This window comes from Gaiella occulta, assembly GCF_003351045.1.
GTDB classification, from domain to species: domain Bacteria; phylum Actinomycetota; class Thermoleophilia; order Gaiellales; family Gaiellaceae; genus Gaiella; species Gaiella occulta.
Genome location: NZ_QQZY01000008.1, coordinates 85,050 through 98,062, shown reverse-complemented (window position 1 = coordinate 98,062; position 13,013 = coordinate 85,050). Strand labels below are relative to the sequence as shown.

Below are 13,013 nucleotides of genomic sequence, written 5' to 3'. Positions count from 1 at the left end.
TTCATCGGAGGCCGCCGCGCGGCCGACCTCGTGCCGGGCACGGCGCGCCCCTTCGAGCGAGCCACGCGATGAAGGGCGCGCTGCTCGTCTGCGGGACGCACTCGGACGCGGGGAAGTCGGTGGTCAGCGCGGGACTCTGCCGCTGGTTGCGTCGTGCCGGAGTGCGCGTCGCCCCCTTCAAGGCGCAGAACATGGCGCTCAACTCCGTCGTCACGCTCGACGGCGGCGAGATCGGTCGCGCCCAGGCAGTGCAGGCGGCGGCCGCCGGGATCGAGCCGGAGACGGCGATGAACCCCGTGCTGATCAAGCCGTCCGGCGACCGCCACAGCCAGGTCATCGTGATGGGCCGGCCGTATGCCGACGTCGACGCACGCTCCTACCAGCTGCTCAAGGACGACCTGCGCCCGATCGTCGCCGCCGCTCTCGCAGACCTCCGTGAACGGTACGACGTCGTCGTCTGCGAAGGGGCCGGGAGCCCGGCGGAGATCAACCTGCGCCAGGCGGATCTCACGAACATGGGGCTCGCGCGCGCCGCCGGCCTGCCGGTGCTGCTCGTGGGCGACATCGATCGCGGCGGCGTATTCGCCTCGCTCTACGGCTCGCTGGCGCTCCTCGACCCGGACGATCAGGCGCACGTCGCGGGCTTCGTGATCAACAAGTTCCGCGGCGACGCCGCGATCCTCTCTCCCGGGCTCACCCAGATCGAGAAGCTCACGGGCCGCCCCACCTTCGGCGTGCTGCCCTGGGTCGAGGATCTCTGGATGGACGCCGAGGACTCGCTGTCGCTCGAGGCGTCACGCCCCGAGGCGCCGGCAGCAGGGGACACGATCGACATCGCCGTGCTGCGCCTGCGCTGGATGAGCAACTTCACCGACCTCGACGCGCTCGCGGCGGAGCCCGGCGTGCGGGTTCGGTTCACGCGCTCGGCCGCCGACGTCGAGCGTGCCGATCTGCTCGTCGTGCCCGGGACGAAGGCGACCGTCGACGACCTCGCGCGCCTGCGCGCCGCCGGGCTCGACCGGGCGATCGTCGCCCGCGCAGCCGCCGGGGCGCCGATCCTCGGCATCTGCGGCGGATACCAGCTGCTCGGCGAGCGGATCTTCGACGAGGTCGAGTCGCGCGGCGGCGAGGTCGACGGGCTCGGCCTACTGCCGGTGGTCACGACGTTCGCGGCGGAGAAGCTCCTGCGACGGCGCGCCGGAAGCTGTCCGTGGCTCGGCACCAGGGCGAGCGGCTACGAGATCCGCCACGGCCGCGTCGAGCGCCGCGGCGGTGAGCCGCTCCTCGCCGCCGACGACGGAGAGCCCGACGGCTGCCGGGTCGGCGCCGTGATCGGGACGTCCTGGCACGGCGCGCTGGAGCAGGACGAGCTGCGGCGCGCGTTGCTCGCGCGGGTCGCAGCCGCGCGTGGGCGGCGCTTCGTTCCCGGGACGACGTCGTTCGCGAGTGCCCGTGAGACCCGGCTCGACGCGCTCGGTGACCTCGTGGCGCGACATCTCGACACGGCGCGTCTCGCCGCGCTCATCGACGGCGGAGTGCCCGCGGAGCTGCCGACGATCAGGACGGAGGTGAGCTCGTGCTGCGCTTCGTGACGACCGCGGACACCGAGATCCTCGCGACGGCCGCGGCAGTCGAGCGGCTACCGCAGGGCTTCCCCGCCGTGCGCTGTGCGAACCCGAGCGCCTCCTCCGACCACTCGGCGTTCGTCGGCGACGTCCTCGACGGAGCGCGCGTCGTGCTCTGCCGCATTTTGGGCGGCCGCCGCGGCTGGCCGGAGGGCTTCGACCTCCTCAGAGCCCGCTGCGCGGAGCAGGGTATCGCGCTGCTCGCGCTGGGCGGCGAGGCCGAGCCCGACGCGGAGATGACCGGGCTCTCGCTGGCTCCGGCCGGCGCGGTCGCCCAGGCCGGCGAGTACCTCCGCCACGGCGATGTCGGGAACGTCGAGCAGCTGTTGCGGTTCCTGGCGGACACCTTCCTGCTCGAGGGGTATGGGTTCGAGGCGCCGCATGAGGTGCCCGATCTCGGCGTCTACCTGCCGGGCGAGGGCGACGTCCCGCTCGAGCGCGCGCTCGAGCGTCGCGATCGCGATCGCCCGACGGTGGCGATCTGCTTCTACCGGTCGCACCGCCTGACCGGCAACACCGCCTTCGTCGATGCGCTCTGCGCCGCGATCGAGGCTGCCGGCGGAAACGCGCTCGCGGTGTGGAGCTACACGCTGCGCCGTGGCGCGGACGGCAGCGTGCCTGCGCTGGCGCTGCTCGACGGTCATGTCGATGCGCTGTTGACGACGATGCTCGCCACCGGAGGCTCGGCGGCCGGTGACGCCGCGGCCGCCGCGGGCGAAGGGGTGGGCGAGCAGTGGCAGGAGTGGGATGCCGCGGCTCTCGCGGCGCTCGACGTCCCGGTGATCCAGGCGGTCTGCGCGACTGCCTCGCGCGCCGCCTGGGAGGCGTCGGACACGGGCCTGTCGCCGCTCGACGCGGCGACGCAGGTCGCGATCCCCGAGTTCGACGGGCGCCTCCTCGGCGGCGTCATCTCGTTCAAGGAGCGCGACGCGGGGGAATCCCCCGTCGGTGTGCCGGTACCCCGCTACGTCCCGGACCCCGAGCGCTGCGCGCGCGTCGCGCACCTCGCGGTGCGCAGCGCGCGCCTGCGGTTCACGCCTCCCGGCGAGCGCCGCGTCGCCATCCTCCTGACGAGCTTCCCGACCCGGCACGCCCGCGTCGGCATGGCCGTCGGCCTCGACACCCCGGCGAGCGCGCTGCGCCTGCTCGATGCGCTGCACGCGGACGGGATGCGGGTCGAGCGCCCCTTCGCGCACGGCGACGAGCTCATGCACGCGCTGATCGCGGCAGGGGGCCACGACCCCGAGTTCCTCACCGACGACCAGCTCGCCGCTGCGCCCCTGCGGCTTCATGTCGACGAGTACCTCGCGCGCTACGCGCGGCTTCCGGCCGCGTTGCGCGAGGCGATCGAGGAGCGTTGGGGGCCGCCGCCCGGCGAGCACTACGTCGACGGCGAGGACTTCGTCATCACCGGGCTCGAGCTCGGGAACGTGCTCGTCGCGATCCAGCCGCCGCGAGGCTACGGCGAGGATCCGGTCGGCATCTACCACGACCCGAAGCTGCCTCCGACGCACCACTACCTCGCCTGCTACTGGTGGCTGGACGGGAAGTGGGGCGCGGACGCGATCATCCACCTCGGCAAGCACGGCACGCTCGAATGGCTACCGGGCAAGATGCTCGCGCTCTCGCCGGCCTGCGCTCCCGACGCGGCGCTCGGCGACATCCCGCTCATCTACCCGTTCGTCGTCAACGACCCGGGCGAGGGAGTGCAGGCCAAGCGCCGCGCGCACGCGGTCGTCGTCGACCATCTCGTCCCGCCGATGATGCGCGCCGAGACCTACGACGAGCTCGCCGAGCTCGAGTCCCTGCTCGACGAGTACGCGCGGCTCGAGGTGCTCGACCCGACGAAGCTTCCCGCGCTCGCCGCCCGCATCTGGTCCGCGATCGAGCGTGCAAACCTGCAAACAGACCTCGGCGTGGACGAGCGGCCCGACGACGTGGGCGCGCTCGTCGAGCACATCGACGGCTATCTGTGCGAGGTCAAGGACATCCAGGTCAAGGACGGTCTCCACGTCCTCGGCGTGGCACCGGAGGGGGAGCAGCTGCGGGGTCTCGTCGCCGCGGTGCTGCGCCTCGGCTCCGGCGACGTCCCCGGTCTGCGGCGCGCCATCGGAGCCGCGTTCGGCCTCGACGAGCCCGCCCTCGTCGCCGCCCCCGGCGCACCGGCGCCCGACCGGCCGAGAGGGCTGCTCGAACGGTTCCGCGGCCCGGCGGGAAGCGCCGGCGATCTCGTGGATCGGCTGGAGGCGGCGCAGGCCGCGCTGCTCGCGGCGCTCGACGCCCGCGGCTGGGACGCTGCCGCCGTCGGGACAGTGTGCGAGGCGACTCTCGGCCGCCGCGACGACGGTGTCGAGCGCTCGCTGCGCTTCGCCGCCTGCGAGGTCGTGCCGCGGATTCGGGGCACCCATGCGGAGGTCGGCAACGTGCTCGCCGCCCTGCACGGCCGCCACGTTCCGGCAGGGCCTTCGGGGAGTCCGACGCGCGGCCGCGTCGACGTGCTTCCGACCGGGCGCAACTTCTACTCCGTCGATCCCCGCGCCCTGCCCTCCGAGCTCTCCTGGGACGTGGGCCGGCGGCTCGCCGAGGCGCTGCTCGATCGCCACCGTGCCGAGACGGGCGAGCTTCCTCGCATGGTCGGACTCGTCGCCTGGGGCACCTCCGCCATGCGCACCCAGGGAGACGACGTCGCCGAGATCCTCGCCTTGCTCGGCGTTCGCCCGACCTGGCATCCCGAGTCGCAGCGCGTGACGGGGCTCGAGGTCGTGCCGATCGGCGAGCTCGGGCGCCCGCGCATCGACGTGACGGTGCGCATCTCCGGGTTCTTCCGCGACGCGTTCCCACACCTCGTCCAGCTCATCGACGATGCCGTCGCGAAGGTCGCCGCGCTCGATGAGCCGGCGGCCGAGAACTTCGTGGCCGCCCACGCGCGCGAGGACACCGAGCGGCTCGCCGCCGAGCTGGGCGGCACGGCCGCGTGGCGGCAGGCGACGATCCGCGTGTTCGGCTCGAAGCCCGGAGCCTACGGCGCCGGGCTGCTCCAGCTCATCGACGCACGCGACTGGCGCGACGAGGGCGACATTGCCGAGGTCTACGAGGCCTGGAGCGGTCACGCGTACGGCCGCGGGCACGACGGGGCGCCGGCAGCCGAGGCGATGCGAGCCTGCTACGCGCGCATCGAGGTCGCCGTCAAGAACATCGACTCGCGCGAGCACGACATCCTCGACTCGGACGACTACTACCAGTTCCACGGCGGGATGGTGGCGACGGTGAGAGCGCTCAGCGGCCGCGAGCCGGCCGCGTACCTCGGCGACAGCTCCGACCCCTCCCGGGTCGTCGCGCGCACGCTCGCCGAGGAGACGCGCCGTGTCTTCCGGGCGCGCGTCGACAACCCGCGCTGGATCGCCTCGATGATCCGCCACGGCTACAAGGGAGCGGCCGAGCTCTCGGCAACGGTCGACTACCTGTTCGGCTACGACGCGACGACGGGCGTCGCCGAGGACTGGATGTACGAGCAGATCGCCGAGCGCTACCTCCTCGATCCCGATGTCGCCGAGTTCATGTCGCGGTCGAATCCATGGGCCGCGCGCGCGATCGCGGAGCGCCTGCTCGAGGCGTCGGATCGCGGCCTCTGGGCGCATCCGGACGCCGCCACGCTCTCGGGCATTCGCGAGCGCTACCTGCGCCTCGAGGGAGAGCTCGAGGAGGCGGGGGCGTGAGCGGCCGTATCCACCTGGTCGGCGCGGGACCGGGCGACGCGGATCTGCTGACGGTGAGGGCGGCGCGCCTGATCGCGGCGGCGGACGTCATCGTGCACGACCGCCTCGTGGGGCCCGACGTGCTCGCCGGCTGCCGTCCCGGTACCGAGCTGGTCGATGTCTCCAAGCGCCCCGGGAAGGCCTCGGTAGCCCAGGAGGAGATCAATCGCATCCTCATCTCGCGCGCGCGGTCGGGGCTGGACGTCGTGCGCCTCAAGGGCGGCGACCCGTTCGTGTTCGGCCGCGGCGGCGAGGAGGCCATCGCGCTCGCGGCGGCCGGGATCGAGTTCGAGCTCGTCCCCGGCATCAGCTCGGCGCTCGCCGGGCCCGCGGCGGCCGGGATCCCGGTCACGCACCGGGAAGCGGCCAGGTCGTTCGCGGTCATGACGGCGCACGCGGCGGGACTCGACGGCCACGACTGGAGCGCGCTCGCCGCGGTCGACACGCTCGTCGTGCTGATGGGGGCGGCCACCGCCGGCCTGGTCACCCGCCGGCTGCTGCAGGCGGGCCGCGCGGCCGACACCCCCGCCGCAGCCGTGCAGGAGGCCACGCTTGCGGGCCAGCGCGAGGTGCGCTCGACGCTCGCCGCCCTCCCCGACGCGATCGCCGCGGACGGTCTGCGTGCCCCGCTCGTGCTCGTCATCGGAGCCGTCGCCGCGCTCGACGTGCGCTGCGCGGTCGCAAGCGAGGTCGCCCGGTGAGCCTTGCCTTCCCGCTCAGCGCGATCGTCGGCCAGGACGCCCTCGTCGAAGCGCTGCTCGTCAACGCCGTCGCCCCGGACGTCGGCGGCGTACTCGTACGCGGGGAGCGCGGCAGCGCGAAGTCCACCGCCGTCCGCGGGCTCACGCCGCTGCTGCCGCCCGTGATCGCCGCCGCCGAGCAGCCGTTCGCATTCGCGCCGGGGGAGCTCGCCCCAGGCGGTCGCATCCCCGCGGATGCGCCGACGGCGCCGCGCCCGGTGGCGCTCGTCGAGCTTCCGCTCGGGGCGACGCTCGACCGGCTCGTCGGATCCCTCGATCTCGGTCGCGCGCTCGCCGGCGAGCAGGCGTTCGAGCCGGGCCTGCTCGCCCGCGCACACCAGGGAATCCTCTACGTCGACGAGGTCAACCTGCTGCCCGACCACCTCGTCGATGCACTCCTCGACGCGGCCGCCTCGGGAGTCGCCCGCGTCGAGCGCGAAGCGATCTCCGCGTCGCACGCCGCACGCTTCATCCTCGTCGGGACGATGAACGTCGAGGAGGGCGAGCTCCGTCCCCAGCTGCTCGACCGCTTCGGGCTCGGTGTCGAGGTCAGCGCCTCGAAGGATCCCGGCACCCGCTCGGAGATCGTGCGCCGGCGCATGGCCTTCGACCAGGACCCGTCGGGCTTCTGCGCCCGGTGGAGGGAGAAGGAGGAATCGCTGGCACGACGGATCGCCGCGGCCCGCGAGCGCCTTCCCCGCGTCGCGCTGCCCGAGCGCGAGCTTCTGCGCATCACGTCGGCCTGCGCAAAGCTCGGGATCGACGGCATCCGGGGCGACATCGTCTGTGCCCGTGCCGCGCGCGCGCTTGCAGCGCTCGACGCCGCCGATGCAGTCGACGAGAGCCACGTCCGGCGGGCCGCACGCCTCGCGCTCGCCCACCGCCTCCGGCGCGACCCGCTCGACGGTCACAGCGGCGCGGTCGAGAACGAGCTCGAGCGGGCGCTCGGCGACCGCGACCCGGATGACGGGCCCCCCAGCCGCCCGAGCGGCGCTCCGCGCACGCCGACCCCCGACTCGTCCGCGGACGGACCCGCCGGCGCTGCCGGGCCTTCGGGGAACGGGGGAGCCGCCGTGGAGCAACCCGATCCCCGCGCGCCCGCGCGCGACCGCCGCGACGCCCCGGCCGGCGCGGCGGTGCCGCTCCAGGCGCTCGTGCTCACGGGCACCGGCAGCGGGCCGGCGGGCCGCCGCGCCCGCGCCGGCGGGCCGTCCGCCGGCATGATCGACAGCCGCCCGGCGCCGCCCGGTAGCGACGACCTGGCGATCGTCGCCACGCTGCGCGAGCAGCTGGCGCACGGTCGCGCAGGCTCGCTGCACGAGCACGTCCGCTCGGGCCGCGAGGGCGTGCTCCTCTGCCTCGTCGTCGACGCGAGCGGCTCGATGGGCGCCCGCCGGCGCCTCGCGCGCGTCAAGGGCGCACTGCTCGCGCTGCTGCGTGACGCCTACGCGCGCCGCGACCGCGTCGCGATCATCGCCTTCCGGGACGGAGGCGCGCAGATCATCGTCGAGCCGGGCGCCCCGGTCGAGCGCGCCGCGGCGGCGATTCGAGAGCTCGCGGCGGGTGGGCGCACGCCGCTTGCCTCAGGGCTCCTCGCAGCAGAGCGGCTGATCCGGCGCGAGCACGCGCGCGATCCCGCCCGCCGCGCGATCGCCGTCGTGCTCACCGACGGGCGTGTCCCGGATGACCGCGGCGAGGTCCGTCGCGCCTCGCTCCTTCTCGGCCGGGCCGCGTCGGCCGTGCACGTCATCGACAGCGAGGACGGGCCGGTTCGCCTCGGCCTTGCCGGCGCGCTCGCAGCGGCGGCAGGCGGCCGCGTCCACACCCTCGTAGCCCCACGAGCGACCTCCAGGAGAGCGGCATGATCGAACCATCCATCCAGGAACCACTCGCCCGGCACGGCAGCGGAGAGGTCGACGTGCCGCACCGGCCGGGCGACGAGGGAAGCGCCGAGCCGAAACGGCGCAAGCCCCGTGACCGCCCGCTCGTCGTCGTCCTCACCGGCCATGGCAAGGGCAAGAGCACCTCTGCCTTCGGCATGCTGCTGCGCTCCTGGGCCCGTGGGTACCGCTGCGGCGTCTTCCAGTTCGTGAAGTCGGGGAAGTGGAAGGTTGGCGAGGCGAAGGCGGCAGCCGCACTCGGCGGCATCGACTGGGAGAAGATGGGGAACGGGTGGTCGTGGCTCTCCCGCGATCTCGAGGAGTCGGCCGACCTCGCGCGCGAAGGATGGGAAGGGGTCAAGCTGGCCATCGCGGAGCAGCGCTACGAGTTCCTGCTGCTCGACGAGATCACCTACCCGATCAACTGGGGCTGGATAGACCTCGACGACGTGCTCGCCACGCTGCGCGGCCGTCCAGGGTTCCAGCACGTGATCCTGACCGGCCGCAACGCGCCGCAGGATCTCGTCGCCGCCGCCGATCTCGTCTCCGAGGTGGTCAAGGTCAAGCATCCGATGGACGCAGGGATCCGCGCCCAGCAGGGGATCGAGTGGTAGCGGTCCTCGTCATCCTCGACGGCGCGAGCGAGCCCGGGGGAGCGACGGCGACGAGCCTCGAGCGGGCGCGGACGCCGGCTCTCGACGAGCTTGCGGCGGCTGGTACGCTCAGCCGCGTACGGACGGTCCCGGCCGGGCTGCCGGCGGGCTCGGAGACGGCGATCCCCGTGCTGCTCGGCTGGACGCCCGCTGTCCCCGTCGACCGCGGCATGATCGAGGCCGCGGCGCGCGACGTCCCGCTTGCGGAAGGGCAGCGAGCGTGGCGTGTCGACGTCGTTGCCGCCGACGGCGGGAGAGCCGAAGAGACGAGCGTCGGGCGCGCCGCCGACGAGCTTCGGGCCGCCGCGCCCCGGCACTCCGTCCAGCCCATCGGCGAGCATCGCCTGCTCCTCACGGGCCCTCCGCCGCTGCCGATCGCCGCGCGCGAGGGCCTGCGCGTGTGGGCCGAGGGGGCGCTGCCGCCGCGCCTGCTCGGGCCGGCGACGGTCGTCGTCGCGGCCCGCGGTGCCGCCGCCGGCGTCGCGCGCCTCATGGGCGCGGATGTCGTCGTGCCCGACGGCGCCACGGGATCGCTCGACACCGACCTCGAGGCGAAGGCGGCGAGCGCCCTCGAGGCGATGGCACGGGGCGCGAAGCAGGTCGTCGTCCATGTCGGTGCACCGGACGAGGCGTCGCACCGGCGCAACCCGGCCGCGAAGGTCGCCGCGATCGAGCGGATCGACCGCGAGCTCGTCACGCCGCTCGCCCGTGCGGTCATGCGCGCGGGGGGCACGCTGCGCGTCTGTCCCGACCACGGCTGCGATCCGCGCACGGGCATCCACGACGGCGATCCCGTTCCCTGCCTCACCTGGAGCGCGGGCGCCGGCGGGAACGGCGGGCGCATGCGGCTGACAGAGCGCGCCGTCGCGGAGCTGCCGGCGACCGTTCCGACATCGACCTGCGTGGAGGTGTGGTGATCCCGCGCGTCGTCATCGCCGGGACGAGCTCCGGCGCCGGCAAGACGAGTGTCGCCTGCGGCCTGATCGGCGCGCTCCGCGCCCGCGGACTGCGTGTCCAGGGCTTCAAGGTGGGCCCCGACTACATCGATCCGACCTACCACGCCCTCGCCTCAGGGCGGCCCGGCCGGAATCTCGATGCCTTCCTCAGCGGGCCCGATCTCGTCGCTCCGCTCGTGCGCCACGGCGCGGCGGGCGCCGACGTCGCCGTGATCGAGGGTGTCATGGGCCTGTTCGACGGCGTCTCGGGCCGCGGTGAGCTCGCCTCGACGGCGCACGTCGCCAAGCTCCTGCACGCTCCCGTGCTCCTCGTGGTCGACGCGTCCTCGATGGCCCGCTCGGTCGCCGCGATCGTGCACGGCTACCGGACGTTCGACCCCGCTCTCGCGATCGCCGGCGTGATCCTCAACCGCATCGGATCGGACACGCACGAGCAGTTGCTGCGCGAGGCGATCGCGCCGCTCGGCCTCCCCGTCGTCGGCGCGCTGCGTCGCGACGGCAAGGTCAGCGCGCCGGAGCGTCATCTCGGACTGGTGCCGGCCGGCGAGCGCGCGGCGCGCACGATGTCGGCGCTCGACGCGCTCGCAGCCGGGATCGCCTCGCACGCCGACCTCGACGCGGTGCTGGCGCTCGCCCACGGCGCCCCGGCGCTCGACGGCCCGGCGTGGAGCCCCGAGCCCGGCGAGCCGGCGGCGCCGGGAGCGCGCATCGGGATCGCCCGCGGACCGGCGTTCTCGTTCCACTACGAGGAGAACCTCGAGCTGCTGGCCGCTGCCGGAGCCGAGCTGCTGCCGTTCGACCCCCTCCACGACGAGCGGCTGCCCGACGGCGTCGGAGCGCTCGTCCTCGCCGGCGGCTTTCCCGAGGTCTTCGGCGCCGAGCTTGCGGCCAACGTCTCGCTTCGCGAGGAGATCGCGGCGTTCGCGCGCGCCGGGCATCCGATCCTCGCCGAGTGCGGCGGCCTGCTCTATCTCTGCTCCGACCTCGACGGCAACGAGATGTGCGGCGTGCTTCCCGCACGCGCGCGGATGACGAGCCGTCTCACGCTCGGCTACCGGGAGGCGACGACCGTCACGAGCACCGCGTACGCGCGGGCGGACGAGCGCTTCCGGGGACACGAGTTCCACTACTCGCGGGTCGATCCGCCGCACGGCGAGAGCGGCGCGGCCTGGACGCTCGCCGCGCGCGGAAGCGAACGGCGGGAGGGCTTCGCGTCCGGCTCGATCCACGCGAGCTACCTCCACCTCCACTGGGCGGCGTACCCTCACCTCGCGCTCAGATTCGCCCGCGCGGCGCGCCGGGCCGGCTCCGTCGCTACGAGTCGCGAGCGAACGGACGCGGTCCACACCGAACGGGAGAGCTCGTGAGCCGGGCGCCGCTCACCGTGGTCGGGATCGGCGCCGACGGCTGGAACGGGCTCTGCGAGGCCGCCCGTGCCGCCGTGCTCTCGGCCGAGCTGATCGTCGGCTCCGAGCGGCAGCTCGCGCTCGTCCCGCCCACGGCTGCCGTCCGGCGTCCATGGCCAACGCCGATCGACGGGCTCGTCGAGGAGCTCGTGGCCGGTCGCGCCGGCCCCGTGTGCATCCTTTCGAGCGGTGATCCGATGCTCCACGGCATCGGCGCGACGCTCGCGAGGCGGATCGACCGCGATCGGCTCACGGTGCATCCGCATCCATCCGCGTTCGCGTTCGCATGCGCCCGGCTCGGCTGGCCGAGCGCGGAGACGGAGCTCGTCAGCGCGGTTGCCCGCCCGGTCGAGGCTCTTGCGCGCCTCCTGCAACCCGGCCGCCGCGTGATCGTCTACGTCGCCGGCGAGCAGGGCGCGCGAGAGGTTGCCCGCGTCCTGCGCGAGCGGGGGTTCGGTCCAAGCCGGCTCGTCGTGCTCGAGCAGCTCGGCGGCCCCGACGAGCGGATCGTCGACAGCACCGCGGAGGAGTGGGGCGAGCGCTCCGTGCGCACGCTTCACGCGGTGGCGGTGGAGTGCCGCGCCGCTCCCGGAACCTCGCCGCTCGCGTGTACGCCGGGCCTGCGCGACAGCGCGTACGAGAACGACGGCCTGCTGACCAAGCAGGAGGTGCGCGCGATCACTCTCGCCGTGCTCGCGCCGATGCCAGGCGAGCTGCTCTGGGACGTCGGCGCCGGGAGTGGCTCGATCGCGATCGAGTGGCTGCGCGCGGAGGCGACGGCCCGCGCGATCGCCGTCGAGGCACGCGCCGACCGCGCCGAGCGGGCGGTGCGAAACGCCCGTGTGCTCGGCGTCCCGACGATCGAGGTCGTCTGCGGCAAGGCACCCCGTGCGCTCGTGGGCCTCGACCGGCCCGACGCCGTCTTCGTCGGCGGGGGGCTCACGACGCCCGGGCTGCTCGACAGCTGCTGGCGGGAGCTGCGGCCGGGCGGGCGCATCGTCGCCAACGCCGTGACGCTCGAGGGAGAGCAGGTGCTCCAGGCCGCGTGTGCCGCGCATGGCGGACGACTCGTCCGCATCGCCGTCAGCCGGGCAGAGCCGGTCGGAGGATTCACGAGCTGGCGACCCCAGCTGCCCGTCGTCCAGTGGTCGGCGAGGAAGGAGGGGGAGTGACGGTGCACTTCATCGGCGCGGGGCCGGGCGCGGCCGACCTCCTCACGCTGCGGGCGCAGCGGTTGATCGCGCACAGCTCCGTCTGCCTCTACGCCGGAGCGCTCGTTCCGACCGAGGTGCTCGCCCACGCGCCGCCGGGCGCCCGCCTCGTCGACACGCAGCACCTTGCCCTCGACGAGATCGTCGCGCAGCTGCAGGCGGCGCACGAGCGCGGCGAAGACGTCGCGCGCCTGCATTCGGGCGACCTCTCGATCTACAGCGCGGCCGGCGAGCAGATGCGCCGGCTCGACGAGCTCGGTATCCCCTGGGACGTCACGCCCGGCGTGCCGGCGTTCGCGGCCGCGGCAGCGGCGCTGCGGCAGGAGCTCACCCTCCCGGGCGTCTCCCAGACCGTGATCCTCACGCGCCACGGCGACCGCGCCACTCCGCTCCCTGACGGCGAGGAGCTCGCCTCGCTCGCTGCGCACGGCGCGACTCTCGTTCTCCACCTCGCGGTCCAGGCGATCGAGAAGATCGTCGCGCTGCTCGAGCCTGCATACGGCCCGGCGTGCCCTGCCGCCGTCGTCGCGCGCGCGAGCTGGCCCGACGAGGTCGTCATCCGTGGCACGCTCTCCACCATCGCCGGCGCGACCCGGCGCGCGGGCATACGGCGTACCGCGGTGATCGTCGTCGGGCGAGTGCTGGCGTCCCGGGAGTTCTGCGACAGCCACCTCTACTCGAGCATGCGCGTGCGCGGGGGCGACGGGGAGGAGGTCGGGCCGTGACCCTCCCGCGTCTGCCGCAGCTCTCGGCCGCCGTCTCGATGCCCGCGCGGGCCGCCCGCGGG

At 74.3% G+C, this 13,013-nt stretch carries 9 protein-coding genes; all 9 read left to right on the top strand.

Going from position 1 to position 13,013, the window contains the following annotated elements:
- Window positions 1-68: 68 nt before the first annotated feature.
- The 9 genes from Gocc_RS13690 to cobM are packed head-to-tail and all read left to right on the top strand — an operon-like array spanning window position 69 to window position 12,951.
- Window positions 69-1,592: a cobyric acid synthase gene (locus Gocc_RS13690; protein WP_114797134.1), complete on the top strand. Its 1,524-nt coding sequence runs from the start codon at window positions 69-71 to the stop codon at window positions 1,590-1,592.
- Window positions 1,577-5,341 carry a cobaltochelatase subunit CobN gene (gene cobN, locus Gocc_RS13685; protein ID WP_220150636.1) on the top strand — a complete coding sequence of 1,255 codons (3,765 nt, stop codon included), beginning with the start codon at window positions 1,577-1,579 and terminating at the stop codon, window positions 5,339-5,341. The genes Gocc_RS13690 and cobN overlap by 16 nt, the downstream gene beginning before the upstream one ends.
- Window positions 5,338-6,081 (top strand): uroporphyrinogen-III C-methyltransferase, encoded by a 744-nt coding sequence (gene cobA / locus Gocc_RS13680; protein ID WP_181813695.1) that lies wholly within the window; start codon window positions 5,338-5,340, stop codon window positions 6,079-6,081. Before cobN ends, cobA begins: the two co-directional genes overlap by 4 nt.
- Window positions 6,078-7,985, top strand: a complete 1,908-nt coding sequence (locus tag Gocc_RS13675) for a VWA domain-containing protein (protein WP_114797132.1) — start codon at window positions 6,078-6,080, stop codon at window positions 7,983-7,985. Before cobA ends, Gocc_RS13675 begins: the two co-directional genes overlap by 4 nt.
- Window positions 7,982-8,614, top strand: coding sequence for a cob(I)yrinic acid a,c-diamide adenosyltransferase (gene cobO, locus Gocc_RS13670; RefSeq protein WP_114797131.1), 633 nt, complete (start codon window positions 7,982-7,984; stop codon window positions 8,612-8,614). Before Gocc_RS13675 ends, cobO begins: the two co-directional genes overlap by 4 nt.
- A complete protein-coding gene (locus Gocc_RS13665; protein ID WP_114797130.1) occupies window positions 8,608-9,570 on the top strand; it encodes an alkaline phosphatase family protein in 963 nt (320 codons plus the stop codon). The genes cobO and Gocc_RS13665 overlap by 7 nt, the downstream gene beginning before the upstream one ends.
- The gene (locus Gocc_RS13660; protein ID WP_114797129.1) at window positions 9,564-10,976 is read left to right on the top strand and encodes a cobyrinic acid a,c-diamide synthase CobB; all 1,413 of its coding nucleotides are present in this window, start codon (window positions 9,564-9,566) and stop codon (window positions 10,974-10,976) included. Before Gocc_RS13665 ends, Gocc_RS13660 begins: the two co-directional genes overlap by 7 nt.
- A complete protein-coding gene (cbiE, locus tag Gocc_RS13655; RefSeq protein ID WP_114797128.1) occupies window positions 10,973-12,187 on the top strand; it encodes a precorrin-6y C5,15-methyltransferase (decarboxylating) subunit CbiE in 1,215 nt (404 codons plus the stop codon). Before Gocc_RS13660 ends, cbiE begins: the two co-directional genes overlap by 4 nt.
- A complete protein-coding gene (gene cobM / locus Gocc_RS13650) occupies window positions 12,184-12,951 on the top strand; it encodes a precorrin-4 C(11)-methyltransferase (protein WP_114797160.1) in 768 nt (255 codons plus the stop codon). The genes cbiE and cobM overlap by 4 nt, the downstream gene beginning before the upstream one ends.
- Window positions 12,952-13,013 lie beyond the last annotated feature (62 nt).